The 18,082-nt window shown below is 73.9% G+C and carries 11 protein-coding genes; 7 read left to right on the forward strand and 4 right to left on the reverse strand.

Annotated features, from left to right (window positions below):
- Nucleotides 1-30: 30 nt before the first annotated feature.
- Complete coding sequence (locus tag FHR33_RS04445; RefSeq protein ID WP_183643873.1) at nt 31-4,629, reverse strand: hypothetical protein; 4,599 nt, start codon at nt 4,627-4,629, stop codon at nt 31-33.
- Nucleotides 4,626-6,572, reverse strand: a complete 1,947-nt coding sequence (locus tag FHR33_RS04450) for a CHAT domain-containing protein (RefSeq protein ID WP_183643876.1) — start codon at nt 6,570-6,572, stop codon at nt 4,626-4,628. Before FHR33_RS04450 ends, FHR33_RS04445 begins: the two co-directional genes overlap by 4 nt.
- Before the next feature lie 129 nt (nt 6,573-6,701).
- Here FHR33_RS04450 and FHR33_RS48935 point away from each other — a divergent pair, with 129 nt between their 5' ends.
- Complete coding sequence (locus tag FHR33_RS48935; protein ID WP_221240928.1) at nt 6,702-7,547, forward strand: ATP-binding protein; 846 nt, start codon at nt 6,702-6,704, stop codon at nt 7,545-7,547.
- Entirely contained in the window at nt 7,514-8,113 is a 600-nt protein-coding gene (locus FHR33_RS04455) for an AAA family ATPase (protein WP_221240929.1), read from the forward strand. Before FHR33_RS48935 ends, FHR33_RS04455 begins: the two co-directional genes overlap by 34 nt.
- Here FHR33_RS04455 and FHR33_RS04460 read toward each other — a convergent pair.
- Nucleotides 8,099-9,307: a lanthionine synthetase LanC family protein gene (locus tag FHR33_RS04460; RefSeq protein WP_183643880.1), complete on the reverse strand. Its 1,209-nt coding sequence runs from the start codon at nt 9,305-9,307 to the stop codon at nt 8,099-8,101. The genes FHR33_RS04455 and FHR33_RS04460 overlap by 15 nt on opposite strands.
- A gap of 74 nt (nt 9,308-9,381) precedes the next feature.
- On the opposite strand from FHR33_RS04460, the gene FHR33_RS04465 reads away from it, so the two are divergent.
- The 3 genes from FHR33_RS04465 to FHR33_RS04475 all read left to right on the forward strand — a co-directional run bounded on the left by FHR33_RS04465 (nt 9,382) and on the right by FHR33_RS04475 (nt 12,039).
- Entirely contained in the window at nt 9,382-9,831 is a 450-nt protein-coding gene (locus tag FHR33_RS04465; RefSeq protein ID WP_183643883.1) for a hypothetical protein, read from the forward strand.
- A 91-nt stretch (nt 9,832-9,922) separates the two neighbouring features.
- A complete protein-coding gene (locus FHR33_RS04470) occupies nt 9,923-11,221 on the forward strand; it encodes an MFS transporter (protein WP_183643885.1) in 1,299 nt (432 codons plus the stop codon).
- A gap of 194 nt (nt 11,222-11,415) precedes the next feature.
- The gene (locus tag FHR33_RS04475) at nt 11,416-12,039 is read left to right on the forward strand and encodes a hypothetical protein (RefSeq protein ID WP_183643888.1); all 624 of its coding nucleotides are present in this window, start codon (nt 11,416-11,418) and stop codon (nt 12,037-12,039) included.
- Nucleotides 12,040-12,057: 18 nt separating this feature from the next.
- On the opposite strand, the gene FHR33_RS04480 is transcribed toward FHR33_RS04475, so the two are convergent.
- Nucleotides 12,058-12,852: a class I SAM-dependent methyltransferase gene (locus tag FHR33_RS04480; protein WP_183643891.1), complete on the reverse strand. Its 795-nt coding sequence runs from the start codon at nt 12,850-12,852 to the stop codon at nt 12,058-12,060.
- Nucleotides 12,853-13,010: 158 nt separating this feature from the next.
- On the opposite strand from FHR33_RS04480, the gene FHR33_RS04485 reads away from it, so the two are divergent.
- On the forward strand, nt 13,011-16,820 hold the full coding sequence (locus FHR33_RS04485) for a Pls/PosA family non-ribosomal peptide synthetase (RefSeq protein ID WP_312895361.1): 3,810 nt from the start codon (nt 13,011-13,013) through the stop codon (nt 16,818-16,820).
- Entirely contained in the window at nt 16,811-18,064 is a 1,254-nt protein-coding gene (locus tag FHR33_RS04490) for a M1 family metallopeptidase (RefSeq protein ID WP_183643896.1), read from the forward strand. The genes FHR33_RS04485 and FHR33_RS04490 overlap by 10 nt, the downstream gene beginning before the upstream one ends.
- Nucleotides 18,065-18,082 lie beyond the last annotated feature (18 nt).

Genomic DNA, 18,082 nt, shown 5'->3' on the forward strand with positions numbered 1-18,082 from the left:
GTCGGGGGTGGCCACGAAGATCGTATCGGGTCAGCGGGTCTTGAGCAGCAGCACCATCTCGTCGGCCAGTCCGGGTCCGAGGATCCGCTTCACCTTCAGCGCCAGCTCGAGCATCTCCGTCGGGTACGGCTGCCGCAGCCCGCTGGGATAGCCGGCCCGGATCGCCGAGGTCACCTCGGCGGCGAGGGCGTCGGTCAGGGTGGGCAGCACGAGCACGGCCTGCGCGTTGCGGGCGAACGCCCTGGTGGCCACGGAGAGGAAGGCGGCCCTGCTCTCCCCCAGGCCCCTGGGCCGCTCGTCGGGCTCTGGTTGCAGCACGACGAGGCCGATCGCGTCCTCCAGTTCGGGGCCGATCAGGCGCTCGCCCGCCCTGACGCGCCTGGTGACGGCGGTGGCGCCGTCGTCGGCGGTGCGAAGGCGTGGGCCCGCCGCGGTGTCGACGACCTGGCCGACCAGGTGGAGCAGGCGGTAGCCGAGCATCCCTCCGCGCGCGCTCGGCGCCTTCCTGCCCTGGGCCAGGTGCGGGGGGCCGAGGTAGGCGTCCTTGCGTGCGGCCACCCAGACCCGCCGCGCCACCTTCTCTCCGTAGCCTTCGCGGAAGACGACCAGCCTGTCGCGCACGACGGCGGGCACGGCCTCGGCCAGGCGGCGCTCCCAGTGCTGGTCGCGCACCTCCGGCGACAGCTGCATCGCCATGGGGACGGGGCCGGTGCCGGGCGGCTGCCTCATCTCCAGCGTGATGGAGCCGTCCTCGTGGGTGAGGGCGCGCCTGAGGGTGGAGGGCGCGCGCACGTAGCGTCCGCCTCGCCCGACGAGGCCGCCGTCGAGCCAGGGGAGCGAGCCGACTTCGCTGACCGTGCTTCCCTCCGCGTCCACGCTGAACCGGTAGAGCGGTGGATGGCGCATGACGACCGACCACAGGTACGCGTACCCGCCGCCGGTCAGCGCGGCGGGCACCAGCGAGACGGCGAGGGCCGCCGCTCTCGGCCACCCGTACGGCAGGGTCGCCCCCGCGATGGCCAGGGCACCGCCCGCCGCCCACGCGCCGAGCAGCAGGGCGACGACGTTCTCGTTGGCCCTGCCGCTGATCACCAGGCCCACGGCGGCCACTCCTACCACGCTCGCAAGGAGCAGGGAGGAGACCACTCCCACCCCCTCGGCCGGTGCGACCCAGAGCATGAAGCCTAGGGTGAGCGCCACGGCCGAGCCCGCGTACAGCGCCCCCGCGGCCACCCGCCAGGCCGTGCGCCTGTCTCCCGCGGGCCGCGCAGGGGCGACCGCGGGCTCGGGGCCGAACAGCATGCGCCTGGCCGTGTCGAGCACGGGACCTCGGGTCTCCCCTCGCCGCACCCCCTCGGCGGCCCTCGCCAACCGGGGCCACTGCGAGCCCTCGACGGACTCGGGCACGCCGAGGAAGAGCGGTCCCTGGCTCCGCGTGGCCGTGGAGCGGGTCCGCGCGCCGGAGAACGTCTCGGTCAGCACCCGCAGGACCAGCGCCTGGTTGGCGCCGTCGTCGTCCTGCGCCTGCCTGAGCAGCGGCTCGGCCTCCGACAGCAGGGCGACCGCCCGCCATGGGTCGCCCTTGACGAGGTGCTGGGCCTCGGCCAGCAGCGCCCTTCCCCTCCGGCCGGGGGCGCCGGAGGCCAGGTGCTCGGGCGGGTCGGCCTGGCCGCCCTCCATCAGCGCCGCCAGGGCGCGGGCGGCGCTCCGTTCGGCCGGGGCTCCGGCGGTGGCGATGGCCTCCAGCTCGGGCACCCACGCCGTCGTACGGCAGCGCAGCGCCAGGCCGAGCAGCGCGAGTCTGGCCCGCTCCACCAGGTCGGCGTCGCCCTCGTGGACGGCGTGCTCCACGCACCCGTCAAGCAGCCGCCTGGCGCGCTCGGGATCGCCCGCCACCGCCCACGCCCAGGCCAGCTCCACGGCCAGGGGACCGGGGGTGCCGGGGTCGAGCTCTTCGAGCGTCTGGCGGGCGAGCCTGCGGTGGCCGAGCTCGAAGGCGACGGTCAGCGCCGCGACCTCGTCGCCGTCCGGCGCGGCGAGGGCCTCGGCGCGCCAGAGCTCCCACGGGACGGCGTCGAGCGGCTCCGCCCACCTGACGGCCACCTCGAGCCTCGCCTTCCTGCAGTGGAAGAGCAGGTTGGCGGGAGGGTCCCAGTCGAGCAGCGGCGGCCCTGGAGGAAGCGCGGCGAAGGCGATGGCCAGCTCGGCCAGGCGCGCGGCCTCCTGCACCGCCTCGGCCGCCCGCGCCTGCGTGACGGCCAGCGCGGCGGCGGCCGCGTTGACCGCGCCGGGGTCGTGGCGCGACTCCCACAGCGTGGCGAGGGTGTCGTCCGCCCACGCGGCCCTGGAGGGCGCGGCTTCCAGCGCGGCGACCGTCGATCCGACGAGGACTCCGTCGCGGTCGGGCGGCTCGGTGACGGGCGGCTCGATGACGGGCGGCACGTCGAGCCAGTCCTCCTCCTCGGCCTCCCGCTCCTCGGGCTCCTCCGCCGCATCGGACGTCCGCGCCACGTCCTGGCCGGTGGCCGTCATGCCGAGAAGGGCCCGCGTCCGCAGTTCCTCACGATGGCGCGGCGAGGGGTGGCGGGCGGCGTGCAGCTCCACCATCGACCACACCCGCGGCCCCGGCCTGCCCGCTCTGGAGTCGGCGGCCGCCTGGGTGGCCAGGATCGCCGCGATGATCGTCTCTCCCTCGCGGCCTTCCTCCACCGCGGCCACCCGCGCGCACACCTGGGTGGCCCAGCCCCAGTGCCCGCCTTCGACGACGCGCCGTTCCAGCCGCTCCCACAGCTCGCCGGCCTCCGCGGGCGGAAGGAGCCGGACGGCGGCCTCGACGCTCTCCACCGGCAGCTCGGGCAGCGGGGTGGCGTCGACGACCGCGGCGGCGTCGCGGCCCAGCAGCGCGGGGCCGGCGGGCGGCAGGACCGCGCGCAGCCTGTCGCGCAGGTGCTCGTCCACCTCGATCACCTTGGCCCTGCCGTCGGCTCCGAGCGCGACGACGTTCACCCAGTCGTACATGGCCAGCGCGTCGAAGGCGGGACCGGGGTCGATGCCGTGGCGGCGAAGGGCGGGCGAGAGCAGGTGCAGATCGAAGCGACCCAGCTCGGCCGCCACCGCCAGCGCGACGCGAAGGTCCGAGGAGAGGACCCTCCCGACGATGCGGCGCTCCACGTAGGGGTCGCCGGGGGCCTCCAGCAGCTCGCGCGCGTCGAGTTCGGGTTCGACGGCGGCCCAGTGGGCGTAGGCGGCCAGCTCGAAGGGGTTGTAGCGGCCGTCGCCCCGCTGCCTGGCTCTGTCGAGCACGGCGGCGCGCAGGTCGGCGCGGAGCCCTGGCGCCCGCCGGGACAGGTAGCTGTCGGCCTCCTGCTGGGCGAACCCGCCGAGGCGCAGCACCCGCACGTAGGGGCGCTCGCTCAGCAGCGGCCCTGCCGTGAGCGGCTCGGGAGGGGGCACCAGCCAGCGGCGGCCTGCCAGCACGACCTTCAGCTGCGGCAGCTCGGCCCTGAGAAGTTCGAGCAGCATGAAGGTGTGCTCGATGCCCGGCGCGGGCGAGCCCGGCGGGTAGAGCTTGGCCAATTCCTCGCAGGTGTCGAGCACCAGCACGACGGGCTCGGGCAGGGAGGCGACGAACAGGGCGAAGGCCGTCGCGAGGGCGCGCAGGAGCGCCTCGACGCGCGAACGGTCGGGGATGGTCCTGCCCAGCTCCTCGTCGAGGGCCAGCGAGGCGTCCTCGAAGTGGCGGAAGGCGTTCGCGGTCCGGCGGTGCGTGCCGTAGCCGAGCAGCTCGTCGGCCAGGGCGTGCAGCAGCAGGCCGGGCCGCTGCTCGGGGTAGCGGGGGTCGAGGTGGTCGAAGTCGGCCCTGGCGACAGGGAAGGGCGGCACCTGCCGGTCGGCTGCGAAGCGGCCTGAGGCCAGGTAGCGCACGAGCATCGTCTTGCCGGTGCCGCCGCCGCCCAGCAGGTGCAGCGCCCACTGCTCGCCGTCGCCGAGGATCAGCTCGGTGAGCGCCTGCTCGGCCTCCTGACGGTGCAGGTAGTGGCGCAGGTGCTCGAGGTCGTCAGTGGCGCGGGCCAGCCTGTCGACCCGCCAGGCGGCGCGGCGGGCGGCGTCGGCGAGCGGCCCTCCGAGCGTCCGTCCGAGCACCTCGGCGGCGGTGACCAGGCGGGAGGCCGCGGCCAGGTCACCGTCCTGGATGAGGCGGTCGACGGTCGCCACCAGCTCCAGCCCCGTGGGTTCCTCGCGCAGCCGTACGGCCCGCAGCCACGCCTGCGCCGAGGGGGACAGCGGCGAGATCGCCCCGATCGCGGCCTCCAGCCTGGCGCACTCCTCACGCAGCACGCCGCGCACCTGTCCGGCCAGCTCGGAGCGCAGGCCCGAGCGCACCCAGAACGCCTCCTGGCGGCGTCCTCTGGCGCCCAGCACCCGCCGCCTTTCGATCAGGCCGAGGCTCTCCAGCCGTTCGAGCAGCTCGGCCAGTGGCTCACCGGTGAGGGAGACGGCCCTGGCCAGGTCCTCCGTCCACTCGGGCAGCAGCGCGAGCCCGGCCAGCAGGCGCGGTTCGAAGCCGGACAGGCGGCGTTCGAGGAGCTCGGCGCCGCGCCGTTCCAGCTCCTGCTCCAGCGAGCTCATCCGAACCGCTCCAGGTAGTCGGCGTAGGCGGCCTCGTCGTCGTCGGTGACGAACAGCTCGTGCAGGGTCATCAGCTGGGCGGCGAGGTAGAGCTTGTCCTCCACGACCGTCGGGTCGCCCTTCAGCAGCCGCAGCCCTTCGCGGATCTTGCCGGGCGGCACGTTCCTGGGCGTCACGTACACCCGCTGGTACTCGGGCTCCCTGTCGCGCCGCCACGGGTGCAGCAGCACCCACTGGAAGCCGAGCACCGCCTCCTCCTCGCCGAGCGCGGCCAGTTCGGGGAAGGCGAAGCCGGGCGCGCCCGCCTCCCTCTCGCTGAAGGACTTCAGCAGGCGGCCGTGGTCCTCGGTGAGGGAGGCGGTGGCCACGACGGGGACCGGCCGCTCGGCGGTGCCGAGCCCGGTCGCGCGGACCATGGTCAGCAGCGCGGTGAGCGCGTCGCCGAAGGCGTGCAGGCCGTCCATGAGCACCACGACGCGGGTGTGCGGGCCGAACGGCTCGCCGAGCCCTGCCAGGGCGTCGCCGAGCGCGGCCAGGTCGGCGGCCAGGACGCGGCGGGCGGCGCGAGGGTCGGGGTCGCCGAGGGCGTCGATCCACTCGAAGGCCTCGTCGAAGCCGCCGGGCTGCCTGCCGTACACGCGGGGCGGGGGCGCGCCCAGGGTCTCGGCGGCCTCCGCCGCGAGGAAGTACAGCTCGCGCAGCAGTTCGCGGACGCTCCGCGGGGGCGTGCCGCTGAAGGGGCCGACGAACAGCGGGACGTGGCCGTCGCGCAGCAGCCTGAAGCCCGCCTCGCGCAGCAGCCTGGTGCCGCCCGTCCTGCGGATGGTGCCGTCGCGGCAGGCGACCAGGAGGCCAAGACCGTCGGTGAAGAGCCTGTCGACCTGGTCGAGGATGCGTTCGCGGCCGATGTGCAGCGGCTTGTGGCGCAGCCTCAGCTCATCGGCCCAGCGCACCAGCCGCCTTCCCGCCGAGGGGTCGACCAGCGGCCCGGTGACGTCGAGCCCCTCGGCCATGAACAGCGCGGGCCTGGCCCAGTCAAGGTGGTCGCGGGAGGTGCCGATCAGCGCTGCTCTGCGTCCCTTGGCCGAGGCCTCCACGACGAGTTCGCCGCCCGAGAGCGCGCCCGCCAGCCTGCGGGCGAACAGCCTGCAGGCCCGCTCGCTGATCTCACCGGCCATGGCCGACACCAGCGGGACGCCCGCCGCGACCAGTTCGGCGGCGAAGCCGGCGCCGCTGTGGCAGGCGCCGAGCACGACCGCCTTCACCGGGCCTCCGGCGGAGAGCGCGGCGGCCAGGTCGGCGGCCCCCACCCACGAGCCGCGCAGCATCAGCACCGACGCGCCGTCCTCGTCGACCGAGCCGTGCGCCACCAGGTGGACGATGTCGGGCCTGAAGCTGGCGCAGACCTCGGCGAGGTCCTCCGCCGAGACCTGGGCGACGCGCGTGACGGCCACGCCGTCGGCGTCGAGGGCGCGTAACAGGCCCATGAACATCGCGCCGGGCCTGATCACCTCGTCGGTGAGGGCGGCGCCCGCGGCGAACAGCACCCGCGGCGCCCGTCCCTGGCTCTCGGGGGCGCGGGCTCCTCCTGGCACCAGCCTGGTGATGGCCAGCAGCAGGTCGGGCCTGGCGGCCAGGTGGTGCTCGCCGTCGTGCATGGCCTCCCAGAGCCAGCGGTGCAGGTCGCTGTCGGCCGGCCACACCAGCGCCAGCTCCGCCCCTGCCGCCGCGCGGACCTCGGCCAGCGCCGTCACGGCGGGCCAGGCGGGGGCCAGCAGCGCGTCGAACAGGGCTCTGCCGTAGGCCGCCACGTCGGCGGCGCCGGCGCTGTCCTCGCGCGCCTCGATCGGCCCCAGCTCGTACGGCCCGGCGACCACGCTCTCCTGGTGGAGCACCCGCACCCACCGGCCTTCGACGACGACGCGGACGCGGGGCAGGCTCACGCTCCCATCGTTGCCCTCCGGCCCCTCGCGACGGTAGCGGAGTCATCAGATCGTTGCCGGGATCGGTGTCGCATCCCTGAGTAGAGGCTACTCATTCCCGACGGGCGCGAGGTTTGGCACAGTGATCGGGTGACGAACATCGACCACGCCACCGCCCACGCGCTGGCCGTCAGCCTGGCCAAGGTCTACGACGCCGTCTCGACGAAGATCGCCGAGGACAACGCCTCCTCGCCGCTGGTGGCCAGGGTGACGGGCCATCTCGGCTGCCCGCTCGGCGAGGTGGTGGTGGTCGAGGAGAAGTACCGGCTGTGGGAGCACGCGGGGCTGCAGACCGGGGCCGACCGCTACCTGGCCGCCCACTCCCCCGAGGCGCGGTGGTTCGGCGTGGTGGGCGGCGAGCGCCGCTGGGAGAGCGTCGTCAACATGCTGCTGTACGCCATGCGCGACGGCAGCCGCCTGCTCGGCAGGCCCGACTACGGCACCACGCCGATCGGGCCCGTCGAGAGCATGGAGGTGATGCAGCTCGGCCTGGTCGAGACGGTGGCGCCCGACGGAGCGCCCGTCGTCATGGTGGTCAGCAACGTCGACGAGTACGACGGCCACGCGATGCTGACCCTGCTGTCGCCCTCCATGGCCGCCGCCACGGCCGTGCGTGACGAGGTCGAACGGCTCAAGCGCCTGCACGACCCGTTCAGGGGGCGGGTGCTGAGCTTCGGTTTCAGCGAGCACAGGGACAACGAGCTGGTCAGCTTCCTGCCCAGGCCCGAGCTCACCGCCGAGGAGGTGGTGCTTCCCGAGGGCCGCCTCGCGGCGGTCGAGGACCACATCGTCGGCATCGCCGAGGCGCGCGAGCAACTCGTCGAGGCCGGACAGCATCTGCGCAGGGGCCTGCTGCTGTACGGCCCGCCCGGCACCGGCAAGACCCACAGGTGCGCTACCTGGTGGGCAGGTTACGCGAGCACACCGCGATCCTGATGACGGGTCCAGGCATGCGCCACCTCGACCACGCGATCGCGCTGGCCCGCAAGCTGCAGCCGTCGATCGTGGTGATCGAGGACGTCGACCTCATCGCCGAGGACCGCAGCCAGTTCGAGACCTCACCGCTGCTGTTCTCGCTGCTGGAGGCCATGGACGGCATCACCGGAGAGGCGGACGTGTCGTTCGTGCTCACCACCAACAGGGTCGACGCGCTGGAGCGGGCCCTGGTGCAGCGGCCCGGCCGGGTGGACCTGGCCGTAGAGGTGGCGCCGCCTTCCGCGCCCGACAGGGACCGCCTGATCCGCCTCTACGCCCGCAACAGGCCGATCGAGGCGGACGTGGCCAAGGTGGTGGCGGCGACCGAGGGCGTCACGGGCGCCTTCGTCAAGGAGCTGCTGCGGCGAGTCATCCTGCTGGCGATCAGGGCAGGCGACCACGCGCTGACCGACGAGCACTTCGACACCGCCTTCCATGCGATGTCAGGCGACGCGCAGGCGCTGACGAGGGCGCTGCTCGGCGCGGGCGCGGAGCAGCAGGAGCGGACGCCCTCACGCCTGTGCTGAGCGCACCGCCAGCGGGAAGGGGTTGTCGGGCAGCAGGACGAGCCTGCGGGAGTCGCCGCGCTCGGCCGCGTCCAGGTGCAGCAGCGCCGCGCCGATGCCCGCGGCGCCGACCATGTAGCCGGTGTCGGCGGTGATCTCGTGGGGTCGCAGCCTGCGGTAGGCCTGCCACCAGCGCCCCTGGCTCGAGGCGTTCACCAGGTGCTCGCCCAGCACCCTGGCGAAGGCCCTGCAGTCGTCGCGCTCCCACAGCCCGACGAACAGCTCCAGCAGGCCCGCCGCGCCGCAGCACTGGCACATCACGTCCCAGAAGCCTGGCGTGCGCCGGTGCGGCACGCCGCTGGTGAGGATGCCGTGGACCAGCCTGTCGACCCAGTCGGAGTCGCCCAGCTCGTGGAACATCCTGGCCACCCCGGCCGAGCCCGAGCAGAAGCCCAGGTAGTGCAGGTGACGGCCCTGAGGCACGTGGTGGGGCACCAGCGCGCACGCTCCGGTGACCTCGCTGACCGCCCTGACGAAGCCCGCCCCGCTGTTGGCCGCCTCGAGGAAGCGCGGGTCGCCCGTCACGGCGTGCAGGCGGGCCAGCAGGAACGCGGTGCCGGCCGTACCCGAGAGGAAACCAGGGGTGACGGCGTCGACGGGCAGGTCGGCCGGTGGCTCGGCGCCGAAGCGATGGCCGGGGACGGGCAGGGCGGCGATGCGCAGGCCCGCCTCGACGGCGACCCGCTCGTAGGCGGGCTCGCCGAGCATGGCCGAGGCGTGCAGCAGCGTGAGGATGATGCCGCCGTCGCCACGCTGGCTGGGATCGCCCGTCCAGGTGGGGCCGGCGGCGGCCAGCAGGTCGGCGGCGGCGGCCGCCGCGCGGGTGAAGGAGTCGTCGATGGCCCAGCCCGCCTCGGCCAGCGCGAACACCACGCCGGCCAGGCCGTCGTGGAAGGTCGGGTCGCTCTGCTCGGCCCAGACGGCCGACAGGTGGCGGGCGCCCAGCTCGGCGTCCTCGAGGTAGGAGTCGTCGCCGGTGGCGGCGGCCAGCTCGAGGAAGAACAGCACGATGCCGGCCGCGCCCGAGTAGAGCGAGGCGGGCCTGTGAGGCAGCGCGGGCCGCTCTCCCGCCCGCCAGTGGCGGCCTCTGTCGTCGTCGATCCCGCACGCGCGGATCCACCCGGCGGCTTGCACCGCGGCCTCGATCGGGCTCATGACGCCAGTCTCGCACCACCGCCAAAAACCCGCAAACACTGTAGGTTAAGCATGTTTTAGTAGGGTGTGCGGTGATGACAGATCACAGTGTTTCCGAAGAACTGCGCGCGATGGAGCGAGACCAGTGCACCGCCTGCCTCGGCACCGCCGAGGAGGAGATCGTGCCCGGCTACAACCGGCCCTGCCGTGCGTGCGCGGGCACCGGCCGCCGCCGCGAGCAGCTGATCTGGCAGCTGGCCCACGACGAGGCCGCGCAGCTGATCACCCTGCCCGTGGTGCGCGACCTCGTGAAGCAGACCAGGGGCGCGTTCCGGCTGTCGGAGATCGCCGACGCGGTGCGGGCCGCGCTCAACCTGCCCGTGGGACGACTGCCCGTCGGGCCTCGCGTGCGCGACCTGCTGCTGGACATGCAGGCGGCCGACGAGATCGTGATGGTCTCCGCGCCCGACGAACTGCTGGAGGGCACCGAGGTCGTCCTGCACCGCGACCCCGCCTGGGAACGGGTCCGCACCCTCGGCGCCTGACGCCCCGCTTTCCTCCGCGCCCGGCGGCGATGACGCCGTGCGCTTCCATGCGCCCGCCCTCGAAATGTATTAGCGCTGTTATATTTGGCCCATGCCATTCAGGGACGGGCTGATCGATCTTCGCCCCCTCCGCTCCAGCCGGCCCTTCCGCGACCTGTGGGCCGGATCCTCCCTCGCCTCGCTCGGGCAGCAGGTCGCCGCCGTCGCCGTCCTGTTCCAGGTCTGGCAACTCACGCACAGCCCGCTCTGGACCGGCGCCATCGGCCTCGCGACCGCCGCGCCCCTGCTGCTGCTCGGGCTGGTCGGCGGTTGGCTCGCCGACGCCGCCGACCGCAGGACGCTCGTCCGCCTCACCACCGCGGGCCAGGTCGTGACGGCCGTGGGCCTGACGGCGCAGGCGGTCGCGGGCAACACCTCGGTTTTGCTGCTGCTCGCCCTCGTCGCCGCGCAGTCCGGCTGCGCGGCCCTCGGCGCCCCCTCGCGGCGCACGCTGCCCGTCCTGCTGCTGCCCGCCGGTCAGGTCGCCGCCGGGCTCGCCCTGCAGAACGTCGCCTTCCAGGCCTCCATGCTGGCCGGTCCCGCCCTCGCCGGCGTCGTGCTCGCGCAGTGGGGGCCGCCCGCCGCGTACGCGCTCCAGGCCGTCGCCTGCCTGGCCTCGCTGGTCACCACGGCCGGGCTGCCCGCGCTGCCGCCGCAGCGCACCGGCGCCCGCCAGGAGACGGCGAAGCGGAGGCGTCCTGCTCGCGGGGGATGGCGGGTCATCCTGCGGCGCCCCACGCTGTGGGGCTCCTTCGCCACCGACGTGGCCGCGACCGTTCTGGCCATGCCGATCGCGATCTTCCCGCTGATCAACGAGGTCCGCTTCGGCGGTGATCCCCAGACGCTCGGGCTGTTCCTGTCCGCGATCGCGGTCGGCGGCATCGGCGCGGGCCTGCTCTCGGGAACCGTCACGCGGCTGCGTCGCGCCGGCCTCGTCCAGCTCCTCGCGGCCATGATCTGGGGTCTGGCCCTGGCGGGCTTCGGCCTGGCGGGCCCCCTCTGGACGGCTCTGGGCTGCTTGGTGCTCGCCGGAGCCGCCGACACCGTGGCGGTGGTGACCAGGGGCGCGCTGGTCCAGCTGGAGGCGCCGGACCAGTACAGGGGGCGGGTGTCCTCCGTCGAGCACGTCATCGGTGTCGCGGGGCCCGAGGTGGGCAACTTCAGGGGCGGACTGCTCGCCTCTCTCACGTCGGCGCCCGTGGCGCTGGCGGCGGGCGGCGTGACGGCCGCGCTCACCGTCGCCGCCATCGCGCTGGTCAACCGCCCCCTTCGCGACTACCGCACCCCGCCATCTGAGTCACAGGATCTCCACCCGGTTCCGTGCCATGAGCCTGAAGGGGACGCCGTTTGATCAGGATCGCGGACCGTGCGCGACCGGCGGCCGAGACCCCGGCGCCGCGCGACGGAAGGACACCGGGGGCCGACCCTGGTCGTAGGCCTCTTCCTAGGAAAGTCGCTGGTGCCGGTCGGCTGTTCGGCCGAAGCGCCCGCCGCGGGACGGGCGCGAAGATCCTTCGTATCTTCCGTCCCGTCCAGGAGCAGCGCATGACCACCCGCCCGCACGCCGGTCCCGTCCACGGGCAAGCGGCTCCCACCCGTCAGATCGTTCTGCGCACCGCGGCCTTGACGTTCGTCCCCGTGGTGCTCGCCGTGGCCGGTCTGCTGCACCCCCACCACCTGACCCAGGAGACCGCCGAACGTTGGGTCACCCTGCACCTGCTGCTCCTGCCGGTGTTCCCCCTGCTGGCGGGGACACTTCTGCTGCTTGTGCGCGGGCTGAGGGGAGCGTGGGTGACGACCGTGCGGGTCGGCTCCTACATCTACGCGATCTTCTACACCAGCCTCGACGCGATCGCCGGGGTCGCCTACGGCACGATGGTGGCCAACGCCGACGATCCGGCCTCCCTGGCCAGGATCGGGCCCGCCGTCGACGTCGTCGGCGGGACGCTGGGGCTGATCGGCTCGGCGGGCTTCCTGCTGGCCGCGGTCGCGACGACGGCGGCCCTGGCCTCGCGTCACGGCGGGCGGCGCGTGGCGCTCGGCGGAACGGTCCTGATCGCCGCTTCCGTCCTGTGGCTGGGCAGCCACATCTACTGGCCCGAGGGCGTGCTCACGGTGCTCGGCCTGGGCCTGGGGTTCGGCCTGCTCACCGTCTCGACACAGAGATAGCTCGACGCCGGCAGGGCGTCAGACACGGCAGAGGATCTCGCCGTGCAGGACGGACATCCAGCCGTCGCCCGAGGCGGCCCACTCGCGCCAGCCGTCCGAGATCCGCCGCAGGCCGGCCTCCGTGGCCGCGCCGGAGGCCAGCGCCTGTGCGGCCATGTCGGAGCTCAGGATCCGCTCGGCCCACATGCCGCCCCACCACGCTCTGTCCTCCTCGGCGGCGAAACACCAGGTGGAGGAGGTGGCGGTGACGTCGGTGAACCCCGCCTCGCGGGCCCACGACAGCAGGCGGCGCCCGGCGTCGGGCTCACCGCCGTTGGCGCGGGCCACCTTCTGGTACAGCTCCATCCACTCATCCAGCGCGGGCACCAGGGGATACCAGGCGAAGGCCCGGTAGTCGCTGTCGCGGACGGCGACCACGCCGCCCGGCCTGGTCACCCTGCGCATCTCGCGCAGCGCCCGCACGGGGTCGCCGACGTGCTGCAGGACCTGGTGGGCGTGGACCACGCAGAAGGTGTCGTCGGGGTGGTCCAGCGCGTGGACGTCGGCGACGGCGAAGGTGGCGTTGGTCACGCCGCGCCTGGCCAGCTCCGCCCTCGACAGCTCCAGCGCCTGCTCGCTGACCTCGGTGACGGTCAGGTGGCCCACCCGCGCGGCCAGGTCGGCGCTGATCGTGCCGGGCCCCGCGCCGACGTCCAGGACCTTCATGTGCGGCAGCAGGTGGGGCAGCAGGTAGGCGGCCGAGTTCTCGGCGGTGCGCCACCGATGGGAGCGCAGGACGGACTCGTGATGACCATGGGTGTAAACAGCGTTCATAGCCACGAACCCTAGCTGATTCTCACATTTCAAGAAGATCTGTCTCGTATGTAGAGACAGGGTGCGCGCATGTCCTATGAATGCGGGGAATACCGGAGGACAATGCCACGTTGGCGTCGCTGTCCCCTCACCCCTGGAGCCGCGCCTTGCGTCCGTCCGTGGCCGATCCGCAGGAGCTCGCCATCCGCGCCGTCTACACCTCAGGGCCGGCGGCGGCGCCCCCGCGTACCCTGCTCGACATCTTCCAGGCCACGGTGGCCCGCCATCCGGGCGCTCCCGCCCTCGACGACGGCGCGGCGTCCTTCACCTACGCAGAACTGTCCGCGGAGGTCGAGAGGGTCGCCGCCGAGCTGGTGGAGGCGGGGGTACGGCGCGGCGACAGGGTCGGCGTGCGGGTGCCCTCGGGCACCACCGAGCTCTACGTCACGATCCTGGCCGTCCTGACCGCGGGCGCGGCCTACGTGCCCGTCGACGCCGACGACCCCGAGGAGCGGGCCGAACTGGTCTTCGCCGAGGCGGGTGTCAAGGCGGTGGTGACCGACAAGATCACCCTGGCCGACAACGGCACGCCGGCCGACTCGGCGACCCCCGCCGACCGGCTCACCGTGTCCGGCGAACGGCCCGCCGAAGCGCTCGCAGGGCCGCCCTCCCCTGCCGACGACGCCTGGATCATCTTCACCTCGGGTTCGACCGGCAGGCCCAAGGGCGTGGCCGTCACCCATCGCAGCGCCGCCGCCTTCGTCGACGCCGAGGCGGGCCTGTTCCTGCCCGGCCGTCCCCTCGGCCCAGGTGACCGCGTGCTGGCCGGGCTCTCGGTCGCCTTCGACGCCTCGTGCGAGGAGATGTGGCTGGCGTGGCGGCACGGCGCCTGCCTGGTCGCCGCCCCCCGGTCGCTGGTGCGCACCGGCATGGACCTCGGCCCCTGGCTGGTCGCCCACGGCATCACGGCCGTCTCGACGGTGCCCACCCTGGCCGCGCTCTGGCCCGCGGAGACGCTCGACGACGTCCGGCTGCTGATCTTCGGAGGCGAGGCCTGCCCTCCCGAGCTGGCCGCCCGCCTGGCCGTCGAAGGCAGAGAGGTCTGGAACACCTACGGCCCCACCGAGGCGACGGTCGTGGCCAGCGCCGCTTTGATGACCGGTGAGGGCCCCGTGCGGATCGGCCTGCCGCTGGACGGCTGGGACCTGGCCGTCGTGGACGCCCAGGGCGAGCCCGTCGAGATGGGCGGCACCGGCGAGCTGATCATCGGCGGGGTCGGCCTGGCCCGCTACCTCGACCCGGCCAAGGACGCCGAGAAGTACGCCCCGCTGCCCAGCCTCGGCTGGGAGCGCGCCTACCGCAGCGGCGACCTGGTCCGCGCCGAGCCCGAAGGACTCGTCTTCGCCGGTCGCGCCGACGAGCAGATCAAGCTCGGCGGGCGGCGGATCGAGCTGGGCGAGGTCGACGCGGCGCTCAGCGCGCTGCCTGGCGTGGCGGGAGCGGCGGCCGCCGTCAGGGGTCAGCTGCTGGTCGGCTACCTCGTGACGGGCGACGACTTCGACCTCGCCGAGGCGAGGGAGCTGCTGCACGACTCGCTGCCGGCCGCGCTGGTGCCGCGCCTGGCCGTCGTGGAGGAGCTACCCACCCGCACCTCCGGCAAGATCGACAGGGACGCGCTCCCCTGGCCGCTGCCAGGCTCGCAGCCCGGGGCGGGCGGGTGGCCCGCCGAGCAGTGGACCGCGGTGCTCGGCGTCGCTCCCGAAGGGCCCGACAGCGACTTCTTCACCGAGGGCGGCGGCAGCCTCTCGGCCGCGCGGCTGGTGTCGGCCCTGCGGGCACGCTACCCGGAGGTGACGGTCGCCGACCTGTACGAGCATTCGACGCTGGGCGGGCTGACCGCGCTGCTGGAGCGGTCGAGCCCGCGCGCCGCCACGGGCGAGGCCCGGCGGGTCAGGCCCATGCCGAACAGTGCCTCGATCGCGCAGGTCGCGCTGATGGTGCCGTTGATGACCGTGTCGGGGCTGCGGCTGACGGTCGTGGTCGCGGCGCTGGCGAACCTGCTCTGGACGCCGGTGACGAGCTGGTGGTGGATCGCGGCGGGCGCGCTGCTCCTGCTCTCCCCTCCTGGACGGCTCGCCCTGTCGGCCGGATGCGCACGGCTGCTGCTCGGCGGCCTGCGGCCGGGCGCCTACCCACGCGGCGGCGCCGTCCATCTGAAGCTGTGGTTCGCCGACCAGTTCGCGGCCAGGCTGGGCCTGCCCGACCTGGGCAGCGCGCCGTGGATGTCCTGGTATGCCAGGCTGCTCGGCGCGCAGGTGGGCGAGGACGCGGACCTGCACTCCCCTCCCCCTATCACCGGCCTGCTCAGACTCGGCAGGGGTGCCTCGGTCGAGCCCGAGGTCGACCTCAGCGGCGTGTGGTACGACGGCGACCTCGTGCGCGTCGGTGAGATCAGGATCGGCGCCGGCGCGACCGTCGGCTCGCGTTCGACGCTGCTGCCCGGCACCAAGATCGGTAAGTACGCGCAGGTCGCTCCGGGCTCGGCGGTCGAGGGGGCGATCCCCGCCGGTACGCGGTGGGCCGGAGCTCCCGCGGCCAGGCTGGGCAAGGCGCGCAGGACGGAGGAGCGCGCCGCCCGCTCCCGCCTCTGGGTGGGCGTGTACGCCCTGTCGGCCGTGGGTCTCAGCCTGCTGCCCGTGGCGGCCGCGGCGACGGGGCTCGCGGTGCTGCTGGCCATGGGCTCGTGGTGGGCGCTTCCGGTGGCCACGGTCGCGGGCATGGCGGTGTTCGCGCTGGTGACTCTCGTCAGCGTGCGGCTGCTGTCGATCTGCCTGCATCCGGGCCAGTACCCGGTGCACAGCCGTCCCGCCTGGCAGGCGTGGGCGACGGGCAGGCTGATGGCCTCGGCGCGGGTGTGGCTCTTCCCGTTGTACGCGAGCATCCTCACCCCCGCGTGGCTGCGGGCGCTGGGCATGCGGGTGGGCCGCGACGTCGAGCTGTCCACGGTGCTCGCGCTGCCCAGCATGACCTCCGTCGGCGACGGCGCGTTCCTGGCCGACGACACGATGGTGGCACCGTACGAGCTCGACGGCGGCTGGATGCGCATCGCCGAGGCCCGCATCGGCAAGCGCGCCTTCCTCGGCAACTCGGGGATGACCGCGGCAGGGCGCAAGGTGCCGAAGGACGGCCTGGTCGGCGTACTGTCGGCGACGCCGAAGAAGGCCAAGTCCGGCTCGTCGTACCTGGGCATGCCGCCGGTCGAGCTGCGCCGTACCAACGAGACGGGCGACCGCAGCCGCACCTACGATCCGCCGTGGCGGCTGAAGGCCGCCCGCGCGCTGGTCGAGAGCCTCCGCCTGCTGCCCGCCACCTGCACGGTCGCGCTCGCGGTGCTGAGCGCGGGCGCCCTGCTCCAACTGGCCCAGGCGTACGGCGTCGCCGTCGCCGCCCTGGCCGGAGGCCCGGTGCTGCTGGCCGCGGGCGCGGTCGCCGCCGCGACCGCCAGCCTGGCCAAGTGGGCGCTCCTGGGCAGGATCGCCCGCGGCGACAGGCCGCTGTGGAGCTCGTTCGTGTGGCGCAACGAGCTGGCCGACAACTTCGTCGAGGTGCTGGCCGCGCCCTGGTTCGCCGAGCCGTGGCTGGGCAGCGCCCCGCTGAACGTGTGGCTGCGCTCGCTCGGGGCAAGCATCGGGCATGGGGTCTCCTGCCACACCTACTGGCTGCCCGAGGCGGATCTGGTGAGCCTCGGCGACGGCGCCTGCGTCAACCGCGGTTGTGTGTTGCAGACGCATCTGTTCCATGATCGGGTCATGAGCATCGACACAGTCGACCTCGGCGCGGGCGCGACGCTCGGCCCGCACGGGGTCGTCCTGCCCGCCGCCAGGATCGGCGCGCACACCACGGTCGGGCCCGCGTCACTGGTGATGCGAGGCGAGGACGTCCCGGAGGGCACCCGGTGGTTCGGCAACCCGATCTCCCCATGGCGCTGAGCCCCTACTTCCCCGGCCACGGGGATCCGCGCTACGGCGTCGCCCACTACGACCTCGACCTTCGCTACCGCCTGTCCACCAACTGGCTGAGCGGCACGGCCACGCTGTCGGCGCGCACCGTGGAGCCGCTGGTCGACCTGGAGCTCGATCTCGGCCCCTTCAGGGTCAACTCGGCCAAGGTCGACGGCGTGGGCGTCAGGCACACCCACCGCGCGGGCAGGCTCAGGGTGCTGCTCGACAGGCCCAGGCCCGCCGACGCGCCGCTCTCGATCGAGATCGCCTACGCCGGACGGCCGCACCCGGTCGCCAGCCCGTTCGGCGGCGTGGGCTGGGAGGAGCTGACCGACGGGGCGATGGTGGCCAGCCAGCCGACCGGCGCGCCCTCCTGGTTCCCCTGCAACGACCGTCCCGACGACAAGGCGACCTACTCGCTCACGGTGTCGACGGCCTCGGCCTACCAGGTGCTCACCAACGGGGCCCCGGTGGCCAGGAGGCGCGCGGCGGGGGCGACGACGTGGGTCTTCGCGCCCACGGAGCCGATGGCGACCTACCTGGCGAGCGTGCAGATCGGCCGCTACCAGACGAGCGAGGGGCTGGCCTGCCCGGCCAGGCTGGCCGGTAAGGCGCGCCACGACTTCGGGCGGCAGAGCCAGATGATGGCGCTGTTCACCGAGCGCTTCGGCCCCTACCCCTTCGCCGGGTACACCGCGGTCGTCACCGACGACGACCTGGAGATCCCGGTCGAGGCGCAGGGCCTGTCGATCTTCGGGCGCAACCACGTCGACGGGCGGCGCGGCTTCGAACGGCTGGTCGCGCACGAGCTCGCGCACCAGTGGTTCGGCAACAGCCTGACCCTGGCCAGGTGGAACGACATCTGGCTGCACGAGGGCTTCGCCGCCTACGCCGAGTGGATCTGGTCGGAGGCCTCGGGCGGGGAGAGCGCGGCCGAGCTGGCCGCACGCTGGCACCAGCGGCTGTCGGCCATGCCGCAGGACTTCACGCTCGCCGACCCCGGCCCTGCCCTGCTCTTCGACGACCGCGTCTACAAGCGGGGGGCGCTCACCCTGCACCATCTGCGCACGACGATGGGCGACACGGCGTTCTTCTCGATGGTCAGGGCGTGGACGGCCGCGCACAGGCACGGCAGCGTCAGCACCGCCGCCTTCCTCGCGCACGCGCCCTCGGAGCTGGAGCCGCTGCTGTCCTCCTGGCTGTACGGCAGGGCGCTGCCCCGTTTTCCCTGACCTCCTCGGGGCAGTCGC

This window comes from Nonomuraea dietziae, from assembly GCF_014195505.1.
GTDB lineage: Bacteria > Actinomycetota > Actinomycetes > Streptosporangiales > Streptosporangiaceae > Nonomuraea > Nonomuraea roseola.